Origin of the sequence: Oceanobacillus profundus (genome assembly GCF_003515705.1) — a bacterium.
Taxonomy (GTDB): domain Bacteria; phylum Bacillota; class Bacilli; order Bacillales; family Amphibacillaceae; genus Oceanobacillus; species Oceanobacillus profundus.
Map to the genome: position 1 here is coordinate 15149 of NZ_QWEH01000020.1, position 23036 is coordinate 38184.

The following is a 23036-nucleotide window of genomic DNA, read 5'->3' on the forward strand; positions in this document are numbered from 1 at the left end:
ATGCAAACAAGTCCACTAAAAAGTATTTCCTTAGAGGAAGCACAGCAAAGACAATTTTTATTAATCGATGTGATTACAAAGCACTTTAGAGGTGACGAGATACTTTCGCTTGGTGATTTGGGTGTGGTAAAGGGCTTGAATAAACCGACTTATACCAAAAAGGTAGAGGAAGTATTAGCAGCGTTCTTTGGTGTTGAGCGGGCGAAACTAGTACGTGGAGCTGGAACCGGTGCATTACGCTATGGTTTTATGAGTTTCTTAAAACCGAATGATAAAATTTTAGTGCATGACGCTCCTATCTATCCAACTAGTAAAACAACCTTAGAATCAATGGGGATAATTCCGATTGCAGTTGATTTCCATAAACATGAGGAAATCAAAGCAGGGATTGCTGCACATCCTGATCTAAAAGGTGTACTGATCCAACACACGCGTCAGCAAATAAATGATCATTATGATTTTGCCGAAATAATTGAAGTTATTCAATCGGTTGAGCCATCTCTGACTATTATTACGGATGATAACTATGCTGCGATGAAAGTTGGTCAGATTGGAGCACAAATCGGAGCTGATTTATCTACCTTTTCTCTGTTTAAGTTATTAGGGCCAGAAGGTGTAGGTCTAATCGCAGGGAAAGCAGATTTGATCGAAAAGATAGAAGCATTTAACTATTCTGGTGGAAGTCAAATTCAAGGATATGAAGCATTAGAAGCATTAAGAGGTCTTATTTATGCACCTGTCATGTTAGCAATTCAAGCTGGAGTTAATGAGCAATTAGTCAAACAGCTTAACCATGGAGCTATCCCTGGTGTGAAAAGCGCCTTTCTCGCAAATGCTCAATCGAAGGTACTACTGGTGGAATTCGACGAACCAATTGCAGATCAAGTACTTCATCATGCTAATGAACTTGGGGCTGCACCGAATCCAGTAGGAGCAGAATCGAAATATGAATTTGTACCAATGTTCTATAAGGTGTCTGGTACGTTTTTAGCTTCTGATCCATCATTAGAGAAAACGATGATTCGGATAAATCCTTTACGAAGTGGAGTTGATACCGTTCTTAGAATCCTTACCTTATCCATTGAGCAAGCAAAGCAGCGAAGTAAATAGGGAGGAATTAGCTTGAAGAAAAGAGTTATAATAATCATCCTAGATAGCTTAGGTGTTGGGTATATGGAGGACGCCAAATACTACCACCCACAGGATATAGGAGCGAATACATTCTATCATATTATGGATGCGGTTCCATCCATACAAATCCCTGCCCTGGAGAAACTAGGGATTAACAAGATTGTGAATCATCCAGCCTTAAAGATAGGTGAGAATCAACTTGCCAGCTATGGTTGCTTAAATTTGATGCATAACGGAGCGGATAGCTTTGAGGGTCATAATGAAATCATGGGCTCTAAACCGAAGAAAACATATTTAGCACCCTTTATTGACAATATGGAAGAGGTAAAGCGAGCATTGGAAAAAGAAGGATATAATGTGAGAATACCAGATGCTAATCTAGCTTATTTATTAGTAGATGATTTAGTTATTGTTGCGGACAATATCGAAACGGACTTTGGTCAAATTTATAATGTAACCGCACCACTTGATTATATATCCTTTGAAGAGGTATTAAGAATTGGCCAATGTGTACGTAAACAGGTGAAGGTTAATCGTGTTATTGCACTCGGTGGAGAAAATGTAACACCCCAGCATTTACGAAAATCAGTAGAGAGAAGAGAAGATGGCCTAGTAGGAGTAAACTCACCAAAATCAAATGTCTATAAACAAGGGTATCAGGTACGTCATTTAGGATACGGTATATCACCTGAATATCAACTACCTACTCTGGCAAAAAAAGCTGGTCTGGATGTATCGCTAGTTGGGAAAATGCAGGATGTCATTTATTGTGAAGGTGCTACAAAATTACCCGGAGTTGATACAGAACAAGTCATGAAGGAAATTATAAACGAAATGGACCATGTGCAGCATGGTGTAATTGCAGCCACGATTCAGGAAACAGATTTAGCAGGGCATGCTCAAAACCCTGAACGGTATGCAGATCGGATTGAGTTAGTCGATCGCTATTTACCAGAAATTATCGAAAAAATGACGGAACAAGATCTTTTAATATTGAGTGCTGATCATGGAAATGACCCAACGATTGGCCATAATCAGCATACCCGAGAAAAAACGTATTTATTAGCGTATCAGAAGCAAAAGGAGTCTAAATATCTTGGGGAAAGAGAGACATTATCTGATATTGCAGCTACAGGTGCAGCCTATTTAGGGTTGGATAGGACAGAAAATGGTACGTCATTTCTTCCTTTAATAAAGTAGAGAGGAGGTTTCCGTATGTTCTTAGATGCAACATTAAAACAGAATAGAAAATTAATTGAAACAGCGATTGAGTTTCATCAGCAAGGACTAATTTCGCCGAACACATATGTACTGGACTTAGATATGGTGAAGCATAATGTTCAACTGTTGTCCAAAGAAGCCAAAAAACAGGATATTGAATTATTGTTTATGACAAAACAGTTTGGCAGAAATGAATTAGTTGCTAACGCTATTGTTGAAGCTGGTATTAAGAAAGCGGTAGCAGTAGATCCTTGGGAAGCAATTACATTAAATCAATATGGCATTAAAATTGGCCATGTTGGACATTTGGTGCAAATTCCAAAGGGGATGATTCGTACAATCTTGCAATTAGAACCAGAATTTGTAACCGTTTTTAGTTATGAAAATGCATGTCAGATTAGTGAAGTTGCGGTACAAATGAATAAAAAGCAGAAAATATATTTACGAATTGCCGATACAGAGGATTTTTTGTATAACGGACAAAATGGAGGATTTACATTATCCCAACTGCATCATGATGTGGAAAATTTAATGCGATTAACAGGTATCGAAATCGCAGGATTAACGAGTTTCCCATGTATATTAATTAAGGATAATTCACCACAGGTAACACAAAACGTTTTAACGATGCAACAAGCAAAGAAATTGTTAGCTGAAAAAGGTATCCATGACTTAGAGATGAATATGCCAAGTGCCACCTCTACAGCTACGATAAAACTATTAAAAGAAAATGGCGCTACACAAGGGGAGCCGGGTCATGCTATGACTGGCACAACTCCTTTACATGCCTCGGGTGACCTGCCTGAAAAACCATCGATGGTTTATGTAACCGAGGTATCTCATATATATAATCACCAGGCATATGTGTTTGGAGGTGGCTTCTATCCACGATCACGTATGGAGGGTGCTTTAGTTGCAACGGATAAAAGGAATTTGCAAAGAGTTTCAGTGATTGAAAATGACCCAGCAAATATTGATTATTATGGAACATTGGAAACCGAGGATGTACATGTTGGCGATACCGTTATTTATGCATTTCGTACACAGGTTTTTGTAACAAATGCCCAGATAGCAATCGTTGAAAATATAAATGATGATCCAAAGCTTATAGGGATTTATGATTCAGTAGGACATGTCATTCCAACTAATAATATAGACGAATAAATGATGGCTTTTGAAATCTATAAATGAAAGGAATGGTAAGTATTACAACAATAACCTGTTATGAAGAAAATATGGAGGGAGCTATCATGCCAGGCCTGATAGATAAAATCCAGCTAGCAAAAGGAGAAATAGGCAGATCTGTAATTGCAGTTAATCCAATGATAGTGAATGAAATAAGGGATAAAAATAGGAATATGCTCTATTTCGGAATAAAGAATACGAGTCAAATTCCGGAAAACATAATCCGGCGGGTTCGGACACATACGAATTTTGCTTGGCTAACAATTGATAAATCTGCTGATAAGGGGAGGGCGATAGATACGGATTTAATAAACCCATTAACGTATCGCGCTATGACCGGTTCAACTAGTGGTGGACCTATCAATATTTTAAAAGGAATCAACGATTTTGTTATAGGTACAGACGGTGGTGGTTCTGTGCTTGCTCCTGCAATGAGCTGCCAGCTTCCATCCATAATTGGTGCAGGAACTGGGCTGTTTGTAAAAAATAAAAAGCTGTCCACTGACCAATATGAATTTACAGGGAGTATAGGTGTCATTGCAAAGCGTATTTCGATGTTAAAAGAAGTAATGGAATGCATGCTTGAACAAAAGTTAACGCCATCTTCAGAGAAAAGGTTAAAAATTGTAATTCCTAAAAAGGGATCTATAATCGGTCCCGATCAGATAGATATGCATGATAAAGTAATGGAACACTTAGCTTCTATTCAATTGAGCAACTATCAAATCGAAGAGATTGATATGAATGGAATTGATGAGAGAAAGACAGCTATTGACGTCATTCGTTATTGTTTGCAAGAGAGACAAGCGGATATGATTCTTACCTGTGAAGGACCTGTTGACGTATATGGATATGGGGAAACCATCCCACAGCATTTTGGAGAAGCAGGTATAAATTTAACCAAAAACCATGGTAAATACCTTATTCGAGCTGCTAATATGTGTCAAACGACAGCTATTACTGTTCCTACAAGTACGTTGGCTAGTGGCATCACGATAATTGCCAAAAGCGGAATTGCTCATTGTGGATACGCTTTTGATTTAGCCCAGCAGTTGGAGGGAGCTATTCATTTGCCGGAGATTTGGAGAAGATACTACCTGGAAAATGATCAGCACGTTTCGCGGTTAGATTTTTGGTAGTGGTTATTCATCATACAATTAGAAGAATTGGAGGTGTTTTTATGAATTTACAGGCTTATAAGGAAAGGCTACAACTTTTGCTCGAGCAAAAGGTAATTTCTAATACTGCACATGAAGTTGCCTTACAGGCATTCACGCAAATCATGGGGGTTGTTAATAAAACGGATATTGACCAAGCTGAGATGCTCTTTACCCACCTGCCAATGGCACTTACAAGAATTGATGCAGGAGAGGAAGTAGAAGAACCAGCAGGGGAAATAATGCGTGAAGTGGAACAATCAGAACATTTTGGATTAGCCAAAGAGCAAGTCGCAATGATTGAGGATAAGTGGAGTCAACCTTTACCACAGGGAGAAAAGAAATTTCTTTATATGCATTATGTAACAGTATTAAATACGAATTTATATAAGGAGGAGTTACGATGAAAATTGTTATTGGTGGGCAAGTGGAGAAAAAAGAGATTGAAAGATTAATAAAGGAGTTGGATCCTACAATTGAAACCGTTGTCAAATCTGACTTAGAAGCGGCAATGGAAATGAAAACAGGTAAAGCAGATTACTACTTTGGTGCTTGCCATACAGGTGGTGGTGGAGCATTAGCTATGGCGATTGCAATGCTTGGAAGAAAACAGTGTGAAACTGTATCAATGCCAGGGAAAAAGCCTAAAGAAGAGAATGTTATAGAAGCAGTCAAGAACGGAAAAAAGGCTTTTGGGTTTACAGGTGATCACGTTGAGACAGCAGTACCAATGATATTAAATGCGATTAAAACAAATTCATAGAATAGGAGGACAAATAAATGGAAACATTGTTTGTCATATTAATAGGTGCAGTGGCTGCTATTTTAGCGAATCAAAATATTGCGGTATTTAATGATGGTTTACGACCAATTGTTTCAGAACATATTGATGGAAGCTTAAAACGTAGAGAACTTGGTTTAACTGCATTTGCTATGAGTTTTGGTTTGGTAATTGGGTTTGGGATACCATTTACCTTATCAGCAAGTATTATTTTAATCCACAGTATTTTGTTAGGAACCGATATTATTGGACTAATAACACCTAAGAACAAGTGGGGTACGCCGATTGCAGCAATCATCGGTGGTCTGTATGGCTGGGGACTTCTAACTGGTCTTGAAGGATTTGTTAAATTATTTGAATACCTTCCAGTTAATTTCCTTGAGCCACTTGGGGAGGTTGGGACTCCTGTGGTTGTTACATTTATGGCTTTCCCTGCACTGGCAGTTGCGTTGCAATTCAGTATTAAAAAAGGTATTTTAACTTTTGCAGTAGCAGCTATTGTTAGACAGCTAGCCGTATTTGTAAATGAACAAGGACTACTTACAATTGGTGATAATGTGATTACATTAAACCAAGAAGGTATGGCTTTAATTGTCGGTATGATTTTCTTATTTGCTTACGCAATGAGAGAAAAAGCAGAAGAAGGGTCCTCTGTGGATTTAGCCTCTGTTTTTAGTGAAAAAGTATTACGTATTAAGAAAAATGTTGTGTACTTTATGATTATCGGTGCTTTAATTGCTGGAGCTACCAATCTATTATTGATGGCTGGTGATCCGATTTCACTTAACTTACTTGCAGAAGGCAAACAAACGGATGCTGGAATTGCTGCAGCAGCAAGAGCAATTGGATTTATTCCATTAGTTGCAAGTACGGCAATAGCAACTGGTGTTTATAGTCCAGTTGGATTTACCTTGATTTTCGTCGTTGGTTTATTTGCACCAAATGTGTGGTTAGCAGTTATTATTGGTGCCGTCGTAATTTTTGCGGAAGTAATGCTATTGAGTTATATTGCTAAATTCTTAGATAAATATCCGGGTGTCCGTAACTCTGGAGAGAACATTCGCAGTGCCATGACCAAATTACTTGAAGTTGCGTTACTAATTGGTGGTGCGAATGCTGCAAATATGATTGCACCAGGATTTGGTTTCTTCTTTATTGCTGGATTCTATCTGTTGAATGAAGCTGCTGGGCGTCCAATCGTTCGAATAGCAGTAGGGCCAGTGGGGGCAATAGCAGTAGGGATTATTGTTAATATTTTAGTATTGCTTGGAGTTATGAATATACCTCAATAAGGTAGGGAAGCGAGACAAGGTGCAATGCGCCTTGTCTTGTTTTATTCATTATGGAAATCTTATGCTAACTCTCTTTGTGCTATAAAGCTGCGTCATCCCTTTTTACCCCTCTAACAACAATCCCATTCGCGCTAGACCATTCAGCATAATAAATCTTGCTTAAATCCTTATAACCCTTTTCAGCCAATTGAGCTCGTAACCATCTTTCGTCTTTTTGGATATTTTTCAATGCTTTCTTTTCGATCCTTCCCTCATCGACAAGTAGATGAGTTAAAGTAGCCTTTTTGGGTTTAATTGATAGCATTTCGGCAGTTACTGGGGATGATAATTCATTTTTCAAGACACTTAATTGTCCGCTCGGCTCCAGAACTGCGTATTTTACTTCTTGTAAAGAAAATATACCTTGTTGCCTCAGCATTGTTCGGAGCTGCTCGGATTCTAGTTTGTTCTTTTTCAGTGTTTTTACATCCAGTTCTCCATCTTTTATGATAATAGAAGGTTCCCCTTTAATAACCGTTCGCATTCTGTCAAATCTTCGTACAATCAGTTCTATTATATAAATTAAAGCCGCCCATAATCCTATCGCATACAGTACTTGCCATACAGTTACCAGATCATCATAAATAGATTCCTCGAGCAGGCCACCAAGAACTAATAGATAGACAAGGTCAAATGGTGTTATTTGTGAGAGTTCTTTTTTTCCTAAGAGACGGACAACAAGCAGCAAAGCTAAAAGTCCGCAAATTACTTTTATGCTTATGGAAGTTTCTATGATTCATCCCGCCTTTTGAAATGCTTAGTTAGTTTAATGTTGTATTACCCTTTCTTCTGTTTCTTAATCCTGAAGTCTATTAGCTGCTTTTCATGATAGAAGCATAATCGATTTCGTTTCATATCCATTGATTCGTGATACATACATAGTAAGAAAAAGGAGGCAAACATATGACAGCAGAGGTAGCGATAATGAATAAACAAGGTATTTCGTTGGCTGCTGATAGTGCAATCACAAGTGGCAGAGACGGTGTACAAAAGGTTTATAATACAGCAAACAAATTATTCTCCTTATCAAGTGAACATCCAATCGGAATAATGGTTTATGGTGCTGCATCGTTTATGGAGGTGCCTTGGGATGTCATTATTAAATCGTATCGCGATAATCTTGGTGAACGGAAATTCGCTAATTTGACCAACTATTTGGAGGACTTTTTTAATTTTTTACGACAAGATGAGCGATTTAAAAATGAAAATGTAGAAGAAATAGTCATTTACCGCATTTTTTCTGACAATCTAAAGCGTATTGTAAAAGAAGTGGAGGACATAATCAGGCATGAAAGGAATAAAGATGGGGACATTTCCGCTGAAAAAGTAACGGAATGGTTAGTAGACTGTATAAATGAGAATATACAATCGTACCAAAAGGAGAGAAAAACCTTTTTGGAGATCAATTATGGTGCATTTAAAGAAAAATTCGGCTCTGTTATTGATGAGATTAAAGATGAGCTGATTACGTATGAAATCCCCAGTGAACTGACGGAAACATTTTACGAGCTTGCTTTTGAAGCAGCAAAGAAAGATTATTTCAGTGTAGGAAGTACTGGATTTGTAATTGCTGGATATGGCGAAGAAGAAATTTTTCCGCAATTATTAAACTACCGATTAGAAGGCTTTGTATTTGACCAATTGAAATACAAAAAGCTAAAGGAAAAAAGAATTAGCTATACGACAGATAAAATGGATGGAACAGCTGCTGTTACCGCTTTTGCGCAACGAGAAATGGTCGATTCATTCATAGGCGGAATGGAACCGAATATGGAAGATGTTATCTTTGACATTATTGCTAACGTGTTAAAAGACTATCCAGAGCAAATTCAAAAGCATGTATCGATAGATTTTACCGAGGAACAAGTTACAGAACTGCAAAGCTTGGGTAAAGAAGTGTATGAGTCGATAGAAGATGCAGTAAAGGAATACCAGCAAACAAATTATGTTGAGCCATTACTTGGTGTTGTGCGATCCTTGCCAAAAGAAGAGCTGGCCGATATGGCAGAAATGCTTATTAGTCTTACTTCCTTTAAAAGACGAGTGACAAGAGCAACAGAGTCTGTTGGTCCACCAATTGATGTAGCTGTCATTACAAAAGGTGATGGGTTTGTATGGATGAAACGGAAAAACTATGTGAATTCTGAAATTAATGCTCGATTTTAAAATCAGAAAGGAATGAGCTTATGGTTTCCAAAGAAAAGAAGTCATCAAAGGATTCGTTTTTTAGTTTGCCGACAGAGGATCGCCTCGACTTTGAATTGGAAGATAAAGAAAAAGAGGAAAAAGAAACAGCAACAGAAAAAGTATTTGATAAATTGAATGGGAAAAATAAAAAGAAGTAGATTTTACACTTCGCCACTAAGAGGTAGCGCATGAAATATATTACAATCGGAATACAAACCTATTAAAAACTATTTTTCATGTTTACGTAATTTCTATCGTGGAACACAATTAATGTACGAGCAAGACTATCAACTATTGAAAGGAGCTGTTAGAAAATGGCTAGAAACAATAATGGTAAGATGTCTCGTGAACAAGCAGGAAAAAAAGGTGGAAACGTAACCTCAAGAAATCATGACCAAGAGTTCTATGAGGAAATCGGCCAAAAAGGCGGAAAGGCCACTGCTCAAAATCATGACCAGGACTTTTATGAGGAAATCGGTCAAAAAGGTGGAGAAGCAACCGCCAAAAATCATGATCAAGAGTTTTATGAAGAGATTGGTCAAAAAGGTGGAGAAGCAACTTCAAAAAGCCATGACCAAGAGTTTTATGAAGAAATTGGTGAAAAAGGCGGTAATGCCCGTGCACGCCAACGGAGAAATAACAGCAACAACTCATAATAAAACTTAATAGAAAAATATAGAAGCTGAGTGAGCAAGTATGCATAAGATTCTTGCTCACTCAGCTTTTTGTTGAGGATAATATCTATGCCGTTTACAAATTCGATTATTTTGCTTGTTACCGTTAACCATCATGGATGACGACCTTCCGTAAAATAATTTGACCTCATCATCATTCTGGGCAAACTAAGCTTCTGCTTGTGTCATCCTTTTTCTTTTGATAATTTGAGTGGCAATGACAATTGCGAATAAAACGATACCGATAGCATCAGACAACATCCCCGGTATTACCAATACGACAGCAGCTATTGCTGAAATCACCCTTAATACCCAATTTAAATTTTCCAGCAAGTATCCTTCTAGTGCGATAGCTAATGCCATAACCCCAATAATTGCTGTAATCGCAATCAATAGGATACTTAAAGCGTCAGCATCTTGCATCAGCATCTCAGGCGAATAAACGAATACATAGGGTACGAGAATCCCAGCAGCTGCGAGTTTCAGTGATATGAATCCAGTTTTATTTGGTTCTCCACCTGCCAGTCCTGCGCCGGCAAATGCTGCTAGGGCTACAGGAGGGGTTAAGTTTGCCAAAATACCGAAATAAAAAACAAACATATGTGATACAAAAGGCTCGACACCGAACTGTACCAACGCTGGTGCTGCCATGGAGGACGTAATAATGTACGTAGGTATAGAAGGTAGCCCCATTCCCAGAATGATGGACGCAATCATCGTAAAGAATAATGTCAAAATAAGTGTGTCGTTACCAAGAATAAGAATTGCCGAGGTCATTTTTAAGCCAAATCCTGTTAAAGAGGCTACACCTACAATAATTCCGACCATCGCACAGGCCATCGCAACACCAAGTGCACTGCGTGTTCCATCTTCCAGCGCTCGAAAAAGGCCTTTCAGATTCATTCGCGTTGTTGCTCTTAGTAAAGAAATGACTACAGTCGAAATGATTGCCCATGCTGCAGCGTAAATGGGTGTAAACCCACCAAATAACATATAAATGAGGATAATAAGTGGAATGAGCAAATGTCCTCGTTCTTTTAAAACATCTTTCATTCTCGGAAGCTCTTTTCGGGATAATCCTTTTAAGCCAAGTTTTTTGGCGCGTAAATGAACAACTGTAAGAACGCCCATGTAATATAAGATCCCAGGGATAATGGCTGCGATAGCAATTTGTGCGTATGGCATCCCTAACGTTTCTGCCATAATAAAGGCAGTCGCTCCCATTACCGGTGGAAGTATCTGACCACCAACAGAGGCTGCTGCCTCCACAGCTCCTGCAAAATTTTTGGAATATCCGGTTTTCTTCATTAGTGGGATCGTAAACGAACCTGTCGTTACGACATTCGCAATGGCAGAACCATTAATAGAACCAAGAAAACCACTTGAAACAACGGCAACCTTCGCGGGACCTCCGGCAGTATGTCCAGAAATAGCCATTGCGGAATCATTAAATAATTGTCCCATTCCGGTGCGATTTAAAAATGCTCCAAACAAGATAAATAAGAAAATATAGGTAGCAGAAACACCTATTGCAGTCCCGAATATACCTTCTGTTGTTAAATACAAGTAAGAAGCAATGTCGTCTATTTGGTATCCGCGATGGGCAACTACTCTAGGGAGATATGGACCGAAATAGGCATACAAGAGGAACAAGGTGCAAAGAACGGTCAGTCCATTCCCAACTACTCGCCGTCCACCTTCAAGGACAAGCAGAACCATTAGTAAACTGAAGATAATATCGTTTTGGCTTGGCAATCCAGCTCGATTTACAATCCCCATATAATCGGTGAAAATATAAACGATGGTTGCAATCGATAGGATAGCAAGCAAAAAGTCAATGATTGTTGCACGAGTCTGTGGTGCATTTTTACGTGAGGGATACAGTAAAAATACAAGAGCCATTACTACTCCCGTATGTAATGCGCGGTGTTGTAGTGTAACTAAGGGTCCTGTAAATGAAGTAATCAAGTGGAATAGGGCCAAGGAAACTGAGATAATCATAACAAGCCTGGCCATCCAAGGTATATTCAATTTTCGGAACCTGGCTTCTGAATCGTATTTTTCAACAATCTTTTGTTTTTCTTCTTCTGATAATTCTTCACGAATGATTCCTTGCACGTCCTTTTCCGCAAGCTCTTCTAGTGACTTTTCATTTTTTTTAATGGAATTACTCACCTGAGGGATACCTCCTTATTGAATATCCTTAACAGTAGCCATTTATAGACTTGTATTTGTTCATAGTGGATTTGGATATTTATGTCTTCCGGAACGTAGTCGGATAACGGATACCTTTGTTCATTGTTTTCGAGATAATAGTTTGAAATCGCGACATAGAACAGGGAATAATGGGGTATAACCCGATCTATTCCAGTAACTTGGATAAATCCATTCGGAAGAAATTCTACTTTACCATCTGTATCTGGAGTCCCTGCCCCATAAGACTTGTACAATGTAGACTCAAGACTTAGATTTCCATTTTCGATTATTCGATATGTTTCCTTCCAAGGTGTCAATTCAACAGAATGTCTCCACCCGATTGTTAATTTATCCGAATCCCAAGGCAGAAAAAGTAATGGATTTTCTTCTCCATCCGTTAATAAAATACCTGATTGGACGGGAATCACGCTGATCCCGAATCCAACCAGCAGAATAGCAAGTATCAGCGTTATTTTTTTAATCATTTAGCCAAAACTTCCGCTTTTATTCTGTTATCCCTTGTTCTTCAAAATATTTAGCTGCACCAGGATGGAGTGGTGCTGGCAGGTTTTGTAATGCATTCTCTAATGTGATATCGTTAGCCGCATTATGTGTGTTCTGTAATTGATCAAGGTTATCAAATATAGCTTTAGCCATTGCGTAGGCCATATCATCTGAAACTTCACTATGTGTCAACAAAACATTGTTAACACCTATGGTTGATACATCTTCCTCCATATCATATATATCCTTTGGTACAGTCGTTGGAAAAAAGGAAGGATAGTCTTCTTGCATTCCGAGAATGATATCTTCAGCAATTTCTACAATTACAACATCCTGTGTTGTCTGAAGCTCGAGCACACCGGCATTTGGCAATCCAGAAGAAATAACGACTGCATCGATATTTCCATTTTGAATCCCTTCGACTCCTTCAGAAAAGGAAAGAAAATCGGCGTTGATGTCATCGTATGTCATTCCGTATGCCTCCAGCACACGTTGCGCACTGATTTCTGTTCCAGATGCAGGCGCACCAACAGCAACTCTTTTTCCAGCTAAATCTTCAACTGTTTTAATGCCAGAGCTTTCAGTCGCTACAATTTGTAAATAATTCGGATAGAGGGAGGCAAGTGTACGGATGTTTTCCTGAGCACCTATTTCTGTAGCGCTAGCAACTCCTTCATAAGCATCCTGAGCTGCATCTCCCATCGAAAATCCGATTTCTGCATTTCCTTGGTTAAGGGTTGTTGCGTTTGCTGTAGACGCTGCTGTAGATTGGCTGTTCGCATTAGCACCTAAATCTTGGAAGATATTCGCTAATGTTCCTCCTAGCGGGTAGTACACACCAGATGAACCACCTGTAAGAATCGTAATAAACTCACCGTCTAATACATCTTCAGCATTTCCGCTTTCGCCAGCAGGACCAGAATTACTAGTATTATTACACGCGGCAATTATCATAAATATGGATACGAACACGAAGATGGATAAAATTTTTTTCATTAAAATACCTCCAATGGTTAAGTAGCTTTACTTAAGAAACAATCATCGTACAACAATGTGTCTAGTAAAATATGGATACTGGAAATAGTTATACACCTCCTATGTTTAGACTCTATGCTTTCATTTGAAAAACTTTCAAATCATGTATGAATTTAAACAATAATTTTTTTACTCTAAATAAAAAGTCCAGTTCAAAGAAGACTATAAAAAGTCTTTGAACTGGATCTTATCTGTGGGAAGACTTCGGAAAGAAGAACTGACAGATTAGGCAGCTTGTATTATATATTTTGTTGATAATTATATGTTATGTTTTTCTTTCAATATTAGAACATCATGATTATGGATGGAGAGCTTAACGGGGAGACATCCAGTGTTTAAATCATTTTTGAAAATAGAAATTAAAAGAAAAGAATAAGAGTTAGCTACTGTAAATCATTTGAATGCAGGTATAGAAATGAACAGATGTAATAAGAACATTACAATTGGAATACAAGCCCATTAAAAACTGTTATTCATGTTTAGGTAATAGACTACGTGGAATACAATTACTGTACGAGCAAAAATATCAACTATTGAAAGGAGCTATTAACATGGCTAAGAACAATAATGGTAAGATGTCTCGTGAACAAGCTGGCAAAAAAGGCGGTAAAGCAACCGCAAGAAATCATGACCAGGAATTCTATGAAGAAATAGGTCAAAAAGGCGGCGAAGCAACCGCTAAGAATCATGACCAGGAATTTTTTGAAGAAATTGGAGAAAAGGGCGGCAATGCACGTGCGCGTCAACGGAACAATAACAACAGCAACAATTCATAACTAAAAACTTTAATATGTATGGTAAAGAAGGAGAGGGGATCTACCCTTTCCTTTTTGTCTATTTACGATGTAAGCTCGCATAGCAAAACAGAGACTCACAAAGTGGAGGTCGAATGACTGTCCCGGGCTTTATGAGTCTCTGATCTATAAGGGAACCGCAATAGTTGGCTGCCTTTTCTTACTCTTTACGTTTTAGTAACCTTTATTATTTTGAAGCTGAAGCTGTTTTGGCACGTGTCTTTGGAGTAGTGCCTGAACTTCTTTTTGCAGCTGTTCTTCTAGCGCTGGAAGAACCGGCTTTTGAATTAGCTTCTGTTTTCTTATTTGAACTTGCAGACGGGTTTTGTTTGTCCTTCTGCTCATCCTTTGGATTTTGTTTCTCTTTTGTTCTATTAGATTGTGATTCAGAATTGTTTTTTGGATCTTCTTCATCCGATTTAGCTTCATTGGGCGACGTATTCTTTGCAGGATTAAGCTTATCCTTTAGCTCTATTGTTTTATTGGTGGCATTTTCTTTGATAGCAGCATATTTATCCATTGCTGAATCACTGATTTCACGTGATTTATCTACTGCCTTATCTTTAGCAGAGCCTACTTGATAGGTAATATCTCCGCGCAGCTCTTTTCCGGACTTCGGAGCGAGTAATAGGGTGGTAGCAACACCGATTCCCCAACCGATAATACCACCTCTTATAACATCTTTTTTTGTATAAACTTTATCAGATTCCTTGCTATTATCTTGAGTATCCTGTTTGTTTTGTTCAGTCATGATTTATTCCTCCTAGTAAATTTTTTGATTTGCTAGCTATCGCTAGACAGTTTACCTTCCAATTTTTCCAATCGCTCGAGTAACTTTTGATTTTCCTCTTTTAATTTATCCTGTTCCTGCAACGCTGCTTGCGAGTTTAGGTATGGGTCTGTTTCCCACCAGTCCATTCCAATCTCTTTTGCTTTATCAACGGATGCGACAATTAATCTGATTTTGATGGAAAGCAGTTCCACATCTGCAATTCCTACCCGTATATCTCCCGCAATGACAACCCCTTTATCCAATACTGTTTCGAGAACGTCAACCAAATTACTGGACCCACCAGTTGTTTGTGGGGAGTTTCCATTAGCCATGTCTTACCCTCCCTGTGAAATCCTGTTTCAATCTTCATTCAACCTATAGTAAATTTCCTAATGGACCCAAATCAATGTTCAAATCTTCATCTGTAAAATTAAAAATTTCTTTTAATTCTTCCATTTTCATATCTAAATTCATTAACGCTACACCGAGTTTTTCAATTTCCTCTTCCGTCAGATTCCCTCCGTCCACGCGGCGAATTGCTTGTCTTTCCACAAGTTGACGTAATAGCTCGATGACGGTAAGGACGAGCTGGGCAAGACCTTCTTCAGCACCTTCTGGGTCAAGTTCAATTCGTCCGCTTTTTTCTGGTCGATGGTCAAGACCTGCTAGAGATGCTGGTTGATTATTAAGATTGATGGATGACACGATCCAACTCCTCCTTTTCATAATCAAATTGTTTTGATGATAATTTTTCAGCAGTTTCCTTATTCGACTCAATTAGTGTTTCAACCGATGAAATCAATACGCGCAAATCAAGATAGACTAAATCGATTCCAGCGATAGAGAGGATGAGGTCTCCTTTAATTGCTACACCTTTATCCAGAACTACATCGAGTATATCAATAAGACCAACCTCTTTATTTTCCAATTCCATGTGTATCCTCCAAACTAGCTAATTCTGGCAAAATGGTAGGATGGCCATGGTCCTGTAACCTCGAAGTACCAACCTGATTCTGCCCATTTGTCCTGTAGCTCTTTAATGCTAGATTTAAAGTTGGTTATTTCGGATTTATCCACCATATAGACACTATTCCAGCACATTTCCTCTTGACGGCCAGTTACATCCTTATTCCAATTTCTTTTCACTTCGTGGTCGACGCTTAATGCTGCTAGTTTCTCATGAATCGTTTCTGAAAAGACATGTGTTTCTTTCTCTGTCTCTTGATCAATTAGTTGATCAAGCCTTCTTTTTTCCAAGTATTGTCGACCTGGTGACATGGCAGCAATTTTTTCTTTTTTAGATTCTATTGTTTCATTATTACACGCCACTATTTCTTTTATTTTATCTCGCTCACAATAGAGTTTTAATATCCATTCTTCTTTATCAGCGATGTTATCAAGTAATTGAAGCATACGCTTTTGATGGGTATTGATTGTGTTTTTTAGACTTTCCAGACCAGAATAGATGGTACAGAATTTCATCGGTATGATGGGATATCGCTCATACAGTTTCATCAATGTTTCGTGATGATGAAATGCTTTCTGATGGAGCCAGTTTACATCATTTGTTTTTTTTTCGAGCTCCTCTTCACTGTATTCCACTGGATCTAGCTCACAGACAATTGCTTCGACATTTTCGAATGGAAGTCTATAAATCTGCGACTTCTCATCTAACCCTTTAAGAGAGGGAAGGGGAGCCGCATCTATTCCGCCAGCTGGTATAATTCCATATAGATAGATTAATTTCTCCATATTCCATCCTCACTTTTTTCGTTTTGTTAACTCATTTATTTGTTCCATTTCTCGTTTTTTAGCAATCTCATAACGTATTAACAGTTCTTTCTCTGATTGCTTGTAAGAATCCTCATCAATTTCTTCAAGCTCATACATCATCTGCAGGTGAATCAATTTCTTTTGGATATGTTCCAGATCGTATAGCTCTTTTTCCACTTCTTCTTGAACCTTTTCCCCAATTTTTACAATTAAGTTTATCGGCGAAGTGAAGATTTTTTGAATCATGTCGAGGGTTCCTCTATTTTCAATTTAATATTGATAAAGTTATACGCTGGCCATGGTCCTGTATATTTAAATTCCACTTTATCCTGCCATCTATCATGAAGTTTATTTACATGTTCATCGAATTCTGCCTCTTTATCACGGTCTATCAGGTATGCTGCATTAAGAAGCATTTTTTCACCGATTGGATCATTGATTTCATTCGCTTCAGCAAGAGGTACTAATGAATCATGTATTTCTGATTTGATTTCATTCTGCAGCAATTGAAAGAAGTTCTTCGCCATCTCCCCAAGTTGAATCCGATCAAAGTATCCGGCAGCCTCAGATTTGGAACGAACTACCTGTTTTTTCTTCATAACATCATCATTTTGCATGATGTTTTTCTCTAGCCAATCTTTCTTGCCGACAACCTTTAAACCAACCTCGATTTTCCCTTTAATTTGAGGGAAAATCTTCAACAACTGAGGGTAGAGGCTTTCAGCTAAGGCGATGACATCTTCTTCGGTTTGAAATAAATTTCCAAAACTAATTGGTACGACTGTGTCCATTGTTTCCATTACCCTTGAAAGCACTTCTTGATGCATCATTAGATTTTCTTTACTAGGATGATAGATTTTCATAGGAGCTCGTGTGACAACCATTGCTGCGTCTTTATAATGAACGGTGTAAATCTCTCTTTCTTGTCCTTCAAAATGAATGGTTCCAAACGTTGTTTCATTATTTGTCTGAATACCACAAAAAACATATATTCCTTGCTCTTCACTCATCTCATTCACCCTAACGTAATTTTTTTGCATTCTTGTACGAGTTGCCTTTTCGCCCGTTGTTTATGCTTGTCTTCCATACATGCCTGAAGAGGGAACCATGTAATGTCAAAACACAACTGATTAAACTCTTCATTTGAACCGTTAATTGGTATGTCATACCGTTTTGCTAATTCAGCTATCATGATGGATGCTCTTAATGAAGGCCCTTGAAAATCTTGACTCGTATGACAAAGTTTCCTGATTTTCATCATAAATTCAACGATTGCTTGTGCTTTTTCCCGCTCAATCTCTGTTTTATTGATTACGGCTGTAATTTCAGCTTCTTTTTCCAACGAACCAAGTGTCAGTGTTACCATCCGGTCCAGCAGAGCATCCTGGGTTTTATAGACACCAGCATATTCTACAGGATTACTAGTAAAGATAACGGAGAAATCCGGGTGAACTTTTATAAAGGATCTTTTTTGCTTGGTTCCATAGAGAGGTAAAATCTTCTCTTCCAGAATAGGTAAAAATATATTATTAATCTCTGGCTTGGAACGTGTAAATTCATCATATACAAGTGTGTAACCTTTTTTCACTGCTTCCAGTAACCGACCGTCTGACCAGGATTCGGTAACATTTTCTTCGATTTTATGAACGCTTCGAACATAATTATCCTTTAATTTTCTGCGTTTATAACCTGTAAAAGCACCAATAAAATCTTCTGTTGAGAGATCTTTATTTCCATTGATCAACATGACGGGACGTTTTCTCTGTTTCGCTATATGAAGAGCGAGTGTTGTTTTGCCAATTCCCGAAGGACCAGTGAAATGGAGGGGATAGCCGGTATCCAGATATCGTAATGACCGTTTAATAATCCCTTTGTAGTAAGCTGAATGTTCATATAAGCTAGTTTGGCTTGTCTCTGTGTCATCGGTCATGTTTAATCCTCCCGTTCACCTAAGCCTGTTCCTCTAAATCACTTCGGAACCGAAGACTGATTCTTGAAAATCCGGTAACCTCGGATTCCGTATCGAGAAAAACTTCGTATAATCCAATCATTTGGTCATTGGCATATTTTTTCATATATTCTTTTTCCTCGATGACTTCTACTAATGCCCGCCAGCTGCTCTCGCCATTTTCTTCTTGTTTTTTCACAGAAATTATTTTATGTGGAGGGGCGATATTATCGTTAAAAAACTGCTTTACTTCCTCCATTATTTTCATATGTTTCACTTCCTTATATTGTTGTTGTAAGTATGACTGGAATTAGAACATGTACGATATTCTAATTCCAGTTTGTAAGTTAAACGTTATGCTTCTTCCTCTTGATACTCCAAACTATCTCCGCGTGCAGATAAACGATCTGAGAGACCATCTTCTTCAAAGTCATCTTGCAATAAACCAACGGCCTCTGCATATCGTAACCATGTATCGACACTCGCAATAACAACTCGTGCCTCAATGGTAATTAATTCAATCCCTACTACGGAAACCCTTGCGAAAGCATCAATTACAATCCCTTTATCTAATATGCGGTCAATTACCTCTGCTAAACTTGAACTATCGGTTGACTTTTGAATAGCCATTTATAACATGCTCCTTTCTGGATGTTGAATTTACTTACGATTAAGCTTTGCATTATTTAACGTCTGCATAATGTTTAATACTTCTTGGACCTTTAATTTTCGTAGAGCTTTTAATAGATGCAGCACTTTTTATATGACTTACACCCTTGATGTGATTCACACCACGAATACTTGAGTCTGATCCTGTCCTTTTTCTTAATTTGCTCTGGAATTTCTGTCCAGTTTCTTTGGCACCAGCTACTTTTTCCTTCACCTGTAAGAGCGCATGCTGCATTTTGTTTTCTGCTTTTTCTGCATTAGCATGAATCTTTTTTGCATTTTCATCTTTCTTTTTCTTCAGCTTTTCTGCAGCTTTATGCGCTTTGGATTGAATGCCTTCTGTTAGCTTATTACGGAATTGTTCAGCCATTTCGTCTTTCATTTCTGATTTTACTGCTTGCTTGATTTCCGTCGGATCGTCTGCTCGTTTGATTATGTTTTTTACTTTTGGCATTGCAATGCGAATCCCTTTTCTTACTTTAGGGAGTAAAAAAGGTGCAGTAGTAGCTAAAAAAGTAATCCCACCAGCAATAAATGAAGCTTGTACACCGGGTTTTTCGATTATTTTCTTCGGTGTTTCCATAGAAAACCTCCTTAGCAGGGGCCAAATTGTATTGGCTTTGCAATTAAATACCCTTCCATACGTATAAGAAACTCGGTAATTTTAACTTGGTATCGGAAAATGGGAGGATTGTAACAATAGAGGTATGAAAGAATTGAAGCATACTGCTTTATATGGGAGCTAGAATTACAAAAATTACATTTGTATTAAAATTATGAAGTCCTGCAAATCTGTCCTATAAATATAAATAAATTTACATTAAATTATTATTGACTAAATATTCATTCATTAAAATGGATATGAGGGTACGAATAAATTAATGGAGGGATAAACAGAATGGTCAAGTTCTTAAATTGGTTTTATACAACTGAAATTCACTTGTTTCGTTTGTTAAACCAATACTTTGAAAGAAAGTATGTGAACACCTTTTTTCGAACGGTTACGCATTTTGGTGGTGCAAGGTTTACGATAGCCACCGTACTAATTCTAATGCTTTTCACCTCTGGAACGATTCAATTACTTGCGATTGCTAGTGCAGTAGCTTTAACACTTAGTCATCTTCCAGTTGCACTTCTAAAAAAGCTGTTTCCTCGCAAAAGACCATATGTAAGCTTAGAAAAAATACATGTTATGGAAAATCCATTACAGGATCACTCCTTTCCTTCAGGACATACAACAGCAATATTTGCAATCATAATTCCATTTATATTTTATTATCCTATAATGACCACCGTTTTACTGCCATTGGGCATTGCTGTTGGATTATCGCGGATTTATTTAGGGCTTCATTATCCTACAGATGTACTTGTAGGGTGTTTATTTGGGACAACAGTAGGCATGTTATCACTTTCTTTTATTCGTATGCTTATCTTGTCATAAAAGTCGTTTATACCTATTTACATGTTAATTTTTAAAAACTTAATGTGGGGTGGATGGGCTTGAAAATTGCTATTTTTACAGATACCTTTGCACCAGAAGTGAATGGGGTCGCTAAAACGTTAAAACGCTTAACCGAATATCTAGATGAACAAGGAATTGAATACCGCGTGTTTGCACCTAAAAGTTCGAATGAAGACTTATATTCAAGTAATGTTCATCGTTTTCTTAGTTTACCTTTTTTTCTATATCAAGAATGTCGATTAGCATTGCCGAAAATGTCAAATGTAAGAGAGGAATTACAGCTATTTCAGCCTGATATTATTCATGTTGCTACTCCATTTAATATGGGGCTTTGTGGACTGCATTACGCGAAAAAGTTAAACATCCCGGTTGTAGGATCCTACCATACCGATTTTGATAAATACTTGGCCTATTATGATATGCAATTTTTATCAAGGGTACTTTGGAAATATATGCACTGGTTTCATCGCCCGTTAAAGAAAATTTTTGTTCCTTCAACAGATACAAAAGAACAATTACAAAAGCGTGGATTTACAAATTTATCGATTTGGTCTCGCGGTGTAGATATATCAACGTATCATAGTAACTATAATGAGCAGCGTGTTAGAGATGCATATCAGATTAAAGAAAAATACATTCTGCTATATGTTGGAAGAATTTCACCAGAAAAAGATGTTAACTTACTGCCAGACATTAATAAAAAGCTGCTTCAAAAAGGAATCGATAATGTTCACTGGCTAATAGTGGGTGACGGACCATTAAAAGATGAAATGGAACAGACTGCCTCGACAAACATGACGTTTGCAGGCTATATAACTGGAGAGGATTTAGCAGAAATTTATGCAGCGGCGAATTTATTTGTTTTTCCTTCTGCCACAGAAACCTTCGGCAATGTTGTACTAGAATCGATGGCATGCGGAACACCCGTAATTGGTGTTAATGCTGGTGGCGTTCGAACCATTATTAAGGATGGCGTAACAGGAATTTTATGTGAAGAGAAGGATAATGATGCTTTTACGGAAGCGATCATTCGTATGCTTTCCAATCGGGTGGAGAGAGAAACAATGCGATTAGAGGTAAAAAAATATGCGAAAACGCAAGCTTGGGATGCGATTTTTGATGGGCTTTTAGAAGAGTATGAACAAGTGGTACAGGAAGCTGGTTATAGAGTGCTTGCTTAACAGTATAGGTAATGTGCCCAGTTTTTGTATTAAAACGAAATACTGGATCAGAGGCTGAATTCATACATGATGAGTTTAGCCTCTTTTTTCTTTTCATGAGATAAACGCTCAGAAGCTGACAGTTGTTCAGAACCAATTTAAACTGCCACCCTTGACATTCGAATTGAACCATACTAGAGTAGTAGGTTAATTGTTTTAATTGGGGTGATCAATTCGTCGTCTCTTGATAAATGAAAATTAGAATGTGAAACATCATGGGTTAAGGAGTATTGGTATGTGTGGAAATTTCAGTTTTATATGAGGATAATCATCTGTTGCTTGTAGAAAAGCCAGTAAATATCCCGGTGCAAGCAGATAGAACAGGGGATAATGACTTCTTGTCGATGCTGAAACAGGACCTAAAAATTAGATATCAAAAACCAGGAAATGTTTTTCTTGGATTAGTGCATCGTTTGGATCGCCCAGTTGGTGGAACGATGGTTTTCGCTAAAACCTCCAAAGCAGCTTCACGAATGTCGGATTTAGTTCGGAGACAAGCAATCGAACGAAAATATATGGCTGTTGTAAGAGGGGTGCCGATACAAGCAGAGACAAAATTGGAGCATTATCTCTTCAAAAACACTCGTAAAAACAAAGTTTATACGGTAACAGCCAATCACGAAAAGGCTAAGAAAGCGGTGCTTGATTATAAAATGATCGCAAGGACAGAAGATTTAAGTTTGTTGTCCGTTCAGCTCCATACAGGAAGGCCGCATCAAATACGTGTTCAGCTATCTGCTAATGGAACCCCAATATTTGGTGATCAAAAATATGGACAAAAGGTTAACCGACCTGGACAGCAAATCGCGCTATGGGCAAATTTATTACGATTCGAGCATCCGGTAAAAAAAGAAATGATAGAGGTTCATTGCCCTCCGCCAGAAGAGCGTTATCCGTGGAGTGTTTGGAAAGATATTCATAAAGGAAAGGGTAATTTGAATTTAGCAATCTACTAAAACACAATAATCGCGCTGGAATAGATTCCAGCGCATGATA

At 38.0% G+C, this 23036-nt stretch carries 29 protein-coding genes; 14 read left to right on the forward strand and 15 right to left on the reverse strand.

The features are described from left to right. The 7 genes from D1B32_RS20375 to D1B32_RS20405 all read left to right on the forward strand — a co-directional run bounded on the left by D1B32_RS20375 (nt 1) and on the right by D1B32_RS20405 (nt 6767). Complete coding sequence (locus D1B32_RS20375; RefSeq protein WP_187393184.1) at nt 1-1110, forward strand: aminotransferase class V-fold PLP-dependent enzyme; 1110 nt, start codon at nt 1-3, stop codon at nt 1108-1110. A gap of 12 nt (nt 1111-1122) precedes the next feature. After that, nucleotides 1123-2331, forward strand: a complete 1209-nt coding sequence (locus tag D1B32_RS20380; RefSeq protein ID WP_118890304.1) for a phosphopentomutase — start codon at nt 1123-1125, stop codon at nt 2329-2331. Between the two features lie 15 nt (nt 2332-2346). Beyond that, on the forward strand, nt 2347-3516 hold the full coding sequence (locus D1B32_RS20385) for a YhfX family PLP-dependent enzyme (RefSeq protein ID WP_118890305.1): 1170 nt from the start codon (nt 2347-2349) through the stop codon (nt 3514-3516). 86 nt (nt 3517-3602) lie between these two features. Continuing rightward, entirely contained in the window at nt 3603-4676 is a 1074-nt protein-coding gene (locus D1B32_RS20390; RefSeq protein ID WP_118890306.1) for an amidase, read from the forward strand. A gap of 41 nt (nt 4677-4717) precedes the next feature. After that, nucleotides 4718-5101, forward strand: a complete 384-nt coding sequence (locus D1B32_RS20395; RefSeq protein WP_095313337.1) for a PRD domain-containing protein — start codon at nt 4718-4720, stop codon at nt 5099-5101. Continuing rightward, nucleotides 5098-5457 carry a DUF2620 domain-containing protein gene (locus tag D1B32_RS20400; RefSeq protein WP_118890307.1) on the forward strand — a complete coding sequence of 120 codons (360 nt, stop codon included), beginning with the start codon at nt 5098-5100 and terminating at the stop codon, nt 5455-5457. The genes D1B32_RS20395 and D1B32_RS20400 overlap by 4 nt, the downstream gene beginning before the upstream one ends. Before the next feature lie 17 nt (nt 5458-5474). Continuing rightward, nucleotides 5475-6767 carry a YhfT family protein gene (locus D1B32_RS20405; protein ID WP_118890308.1) on the forward strand — a complete coding sequence of 431 codons (1293 nt, stop codon included), beginning with the start codon at nt 5475-5477 and terminating at the stop codon, nt 6765-6767. 79 nt (nt 6768-6846) lie between these two features. Here D1B32_RS20405 and D1B32_RS20410 read toward each other — a convergent pair whose 3' ends face one another. Continuing rightward, nucleotides 6847-7542, reverse strand: a complete 696-nt coding sequence (locus D1B32_RS20410; protein ID WP_338045040.1) for a DUF421 domain-containing protein — start codon at nt 7540-7542, stop codon at nt 6847-6849. A gap of 167 nt (nt 7543-7709) precedes the next feature. On the opposite strand from D1B32_RS20410, the gene D1B32_RS20415 reads away from it, so the two are divergent. The 3 genes from D1B32_RS20415 (at nt 7710) to D1B32_RS20420 (ending at nt 9649) form a co-directional block, all read left to right on the forward strand. Continuing rightward, entirely contained in the window at nt 7710-8972 is a 1263-nt protein-coding gene (locus tag D1B32_RS20415; RefSeq protein WP_118890310.1) for a hypothetical protein, read from the forward strand. A 20-nt stretch (nt 8973-8992) separates the two neighbouring features. Next, nucleotides 8993-9151 (forward strand): hypothetical protein, encoded by a 159-nt coding sequence (locus D1B32_RS23905; RefSeq protein WP_158586302.1) that lies wholly within the window; start codon nt 8993-8995, stop codon nt 9149-9151. A gap of 156 nt (nt 9152-9307) precedes the next feature. Next, nucleotides 9308-9649, forward strand: coding sequence for a KGG domain-containing protein (locus D1B32_RS20420; protein WP_095313330.1), 342 nt, complete (start codon nt 9308-9310; stop codon nt 9647-9649). Nucleotides 9650-9835: 186 nt separating this feature from the next. On the opposite strand, the gene D1B32_RS20425 is transcribed toward D1B32_RS20420, so the two are convergent. From D1B32_RS20425 to D1B32_RS20435, 3 genes are read right to left on the reverse strand one after another with little or no spacing between them, the layout of a single operon-like run. Then, entirely contained in the window at nt 9836-11842 is a 2007-nt protein-coding gene (locus D1B32_RS20425; RefSeq protein ID WP_240033860.1) for a TRAP transporter permease, read from the reverse strand. Then, entirely contained in the window at nt 11839-12348 is a 510-nt protein-coding gene (locus D1B32_RS20430; protein ID WP_095313328.1) for a DUF1850 domain-containing protein, read from the reverse strand. Before D1B32_RS20430 ends, D1B32_RS20425 begins: the two co-directional genes overlap by 4 nt. Nucleotides 12349-12367: 19 nt before the next feature. Beyond that, entirely contained in the window at nt 12368-13363 is a 996-nt protein-coding gene (locus tag D1B32_RS20435) for a TAXI family TRAP transporter solute-binding subunit (protein WP_118890311.1), read from the reverse strand. Between the two features lie 590 nt (nt 13364-13953). Here D1B32_RS20435 and D1B32_RS20440 point away from each other — a divergent pair. Continuing rightward, entirely contained in the window at nt 13954-14178 is a 225-nt protein-coding gene (locus D1B32_RS20440) for a KGG domain-containing protein (protein WP_118890312.1), read from the forward strand. 205 nt (nt 14179-14383) lie between these two features. Here D1B32_RS20440 and D1B32_RS20445 read toward each other — a convergent pair whose 3' ends face one another. The 11 genes from D1B32_RS20445 to gvpQ form a co-directional block, all read right to left on the reverse strand. Continuing rightward, the gene (locus D1B32_RS20445) at nt 14384-14947 is read right to left on the reverse strand and encodes a YtxH domain-containing protein (RefSeq protein ID WP_118890313.1); all 564 of its coding nucleotides are present in this window, start codon (nt 14945-14947) and stop codon (nt 14384-14386) included. 32 nt (nt 14948-14979) lie between these two features. Then, complete coding sequence (locus D1B32_RS20450; protein WP_118890314.1) at nt 14980-15300, reverse strand: gas vesicle protein; 321 nt, start codon at nt 15298-15300, stop codon at nt 14980-14982. A 43-nt stretch (nt 15301-15343) separates the two neighbouring features. Beyond that, entirely contained in the window at nt 15344-15664 is a 321-nt protein-coding gene (locus D1B32_RS20455; RefSeq protein ID WP_240033863.1) for a gas vesicle protein K, read from the reverse strand. Then, nucleotides 15654-15902, reverse strand: coding sequence for a gas vesicle protein (locus D1B32_RS20460; RefSeq protein WP_095313319.1), 249 nt, complete (start codon nt 15900-15902; stop codon nt 15654-15656). The genes D1B32_RS20455 and D1B32_RS20460 overlap by 11 nt, the downstream gene beginning before the upstream one ends. Nucleotides 15903-15916: 14 nt before the next feature. Next, nucleotides 15917-16720: a GvpL/GvpF family gas vesicle protein gene (locus D1B32_RS20465; protein ID WP_118890315.1), complete on the reverse strand. Its 804-nt coding sequence runs from the start codon at nt 16718-16720 to the stop codon at nt 15917-15919. A gap of 9 nt (nt 16721-16729) precedes the next feature. Further along, entirely contained in the window at nt 16730-16987 is a 258-nt protein-coding gene (locus D1B32_RS20470) for a gas vesicle protein GvpG (RefSeq protein ID WP_095313316.1), read from the reverse strand. Next, nucleotides 16984-17751 (reverse strand): GvpL/GvpF family gas vesicle protein, encoded by a 768-nt coding sequence (locus D1B32_RS20475; RefSeq protein ID WP_118890316.1) that lies wholly within the window; start codon nt 17749-17751, stop codon nt 16984-16986. Before D1B32_RS20475 ends, D1B32_RS20470 begins: the two co-directional genes overlap by 4 nt. A 5-nt stretch (nt 17752-17756) precedes the next feature. After that, complete coding sequence (gvpN, locus tag D1B32_RS20480; RefSeq protein ID WP_118890317.1) at nt 17757-18671, reverse strand: gas vesicle protein GvpN; 915 nt, start codon at nt 18669-18671, stop codon at nt 17757-17759. A gap of 19 nt (nt 18672-18690) precedes the next feature. Further along, entirely contained in the window at nt 18691-18966 is a 276-nt protein-coding gene (gene gvpO / locus D1B32_RS20485) for a gas vesicle protein GvpO (RefSeq protein WP_095313311.1), read from the reverse strand. Nucleotides 18967-19043: 77 nt separating this feature from the next. After that, a complete protein-coding gene (gvpA, locus tag D1B32_RS20490) occupies nt 19044-19319 on the reverse strand; it encodes a gas vesicle structural protein GvpA (protein ID WP_095313309.1) in 276 nt (91 codons plus the stop codon). A gap of 52 nt (nt 19320-19371) precedes the next feature. Further along, nucleotides 19372-19941 (reverse strand): gas vesicle protein GvpQ, encoded by a 570-nt coding sequence (gene gvpQ / locus D1B32_RS20495; protein WP_118890318.1) that lies wholly within the window; start codon nt 19939-19941, stop codon nt 19372-19374. Nucleotides 19942-20256: 315 nt separating this feature from the next. Here gvpQ and D1B32_RS20500 point away from each other — a divergent pair, with 315 nt between their 5' ends. The 3 genes from D1B32_RS20500 (at nt 20257) to D1B32_RS20510 (ending at nt 22996) form a co-directional block, all read left to right on the forward strand. Further along, complete coding sequence (locus D1B32_RS20500; RefSeq protein WP_095313306.1) at nt 20257-20799, forward strand: phosphatase PAP2 family protein; 543 nt, start codon at nt 20257-20259, stop codon at nt 20797-20799. A 59-nt stretch (nt 20800-20858) separates the two neighbouring features. Beyond that, nucleotides 20859-22001, forward strand: a complete 1143-nt coding sequence (locus tag D1B32_RS20505; protein WP_118890319.1) for a glycosyltransferase family 4 protein — start codon at nt 20859-20861, stop codon at nt 21999-22001. Nucleotides 22002-22279: 278 nt separating this feature from the next. After that, nucleotides 22280-22996, forward strand: coding sequence for an RluA family pseudouridine synthase (locus tag D1B32_RS20510; RefSeq protein WP_118890320.1), 717 nt, complete (start codon nt 22280-22282; stop codon nt 22994-22996). The last annotated feature ends 40 nt before the right edge of the window (nt 22997-23036 follow it).

Excerpts from the sequence above, each read along its gene's own strand:
- D1B32_RS20375 (WP_187393184.1), top strand. The coding sequence starts at position 1 with ATGCAAACAAGTCCACTAAAAAGTATTTCCTTAGAGGAAGCACAGCAA.
- D1B32_RS20385 (WP_118890305.1), top strand. The coding sequence starts at position 2,347 with ATGTTCTTAGATGCAACATTAAAACAGAATAGAAAATTAATTGAAACA.
- D1B32_RS20390 (WP_118890306.1), top strand. The coding sequence starts at position 3,603 with ATGCCAGGCCTGATAGATAAAATCCAGCTAGCAAAAGGAGAAATAGGC.
- D1B32_RS20395 (WP_095313337.1), top strand. The coding sequence starts at position 4,718 with ATGAATTTACAGGCTTATAAGGAAAGGCTACAACTTTTGCTCGAGCAA.
- D1B32_RS20400 (WP_118890307.1), top strand. The coding sequence starts at position 5,098 with ATGAAAATTGTTATTGGTGGGCAAGTGGAGAAAAAAGAGATTGAAAGA.
- D1B32_RS20405 (WP_118890308.1), top strand. The coding sequence starts at position 5,475 with ATGGAAACATTGTTTGTCATATTAATAGGTGCAGTGGCTGCTATTTTA.
- D1B32_RS20415 (WP_118890310.1), top strand. The coding sequence starts at position 7,710 with ATGACAGCAGAGGTAGCGATAATGAATAAACAAGGTATTTCGTTGGCT.
- D1B32_RS23905 (WP_158586302.1), top strand. The coding sequence starts at position 8,993 with ATGGTTTCCAAAGAAAAGAAGTCATCAAAGGATTCGTTTTTTAGTTTG.
- D1B32_RS20420 (WP_095313330.1), top strand. The coding sequence starts at position 9,308 with ATGGCTAGAAACAATAATGGTAAGATGTCTCGTGAACAAGCAGGAAAA.
- D1B32_RS20430 (WP_095313328.1), bottom strand. The coding sequence starts at position 12,348 with ATGATTAAAAAAATAACGCTGATACTTGCTATTCTGCTGGTTGGATTC.
- D1B32_RS20435 (WP_118890311.1), bottom strand. The coding sequence starts at position 13,363 with ATGAAAAAAATTTTATCCATCTTCGTGTTCGTATCCATATTTATGATA.
- D1B32_RS20440 (WP_118890312.1), top strand. The coding sequence starts at position 13,954 with ATGGCTAAGAACAATAATGGTAAGATGTCTCGTGAACAAGCTGGCAAA.
- D1B32_RS20445 (WP_118890313.1), bottom strand. The coding sequence starts at position 14,947 with ATGACTGAACAAAACAAACAGGATACTCAAGATAATAGCAAGGAATCT.
- D1B32_RS20450 (WP_118890314.1), bottom strand. The coding sequence starts at position 15,300 with ATGGCTAATGGAAACTCCCCACAAACAACTGGTGGGTCCAGTAATTTG.
- D1B32_RS20460 (WP_095313319.1), bottom strand. The coding sequence starts at position 15,902 with ATGGAATTGGAAAATAAAGAGGTTGGTCTTATTGATATACTCGATGTA.
- D1B32_RS20465 (WP_118890315.1), bottom strand. The coding sequence starts at position 16,720 with ATGGAGAAATTAATCTATCTATATGGAATTATACCAGCTGGCGGAATA.
- D1B32_RS20470 (WP_095313316.1), bottom strand. The coding sequence starts at position 16,987 with ATGATTCAAAAAATCTTCACTTCGCCGATAAACTTAATTGTAAAAATT.
- D1B32_RS20475 (WP_118890316.1), bottom strand. The coding sequence starts at position 17,751 with ATGAGTGAAGAGCAAGGAATATATGTTTTTTGTGGTATTCAGACAAAT.
- gvpN (WP_118890317.1), bottom strand. The coding sequence starts at position 18,671 with ATGACCGATGACACAGAGACAAGCCAAACTAGCTTATATGAACATTCA.
- gvpA (WP_095313309.1), bottom strand. The coding sequence starts at position 19,319 with ATGGCTATTCAAAAGTCAACCGATAGTTCAAGTTTAGCAGAGGTAATT.
- gvpQ (WP_118890318.1), bottom strand. The coding sequence starts at position 19,941 with ATGGAAACACCGAAGAAAATAATCGAAAAACCCGGTGTACAAGCTTCA.
- D1B32_RS20500 (WP_095313306.1), top strand. The coding sequence starts at position 20,257 with ATGGTCAAGTTCTTAAATTGGTTTTATACAACTGAAATTCACTTGTTT.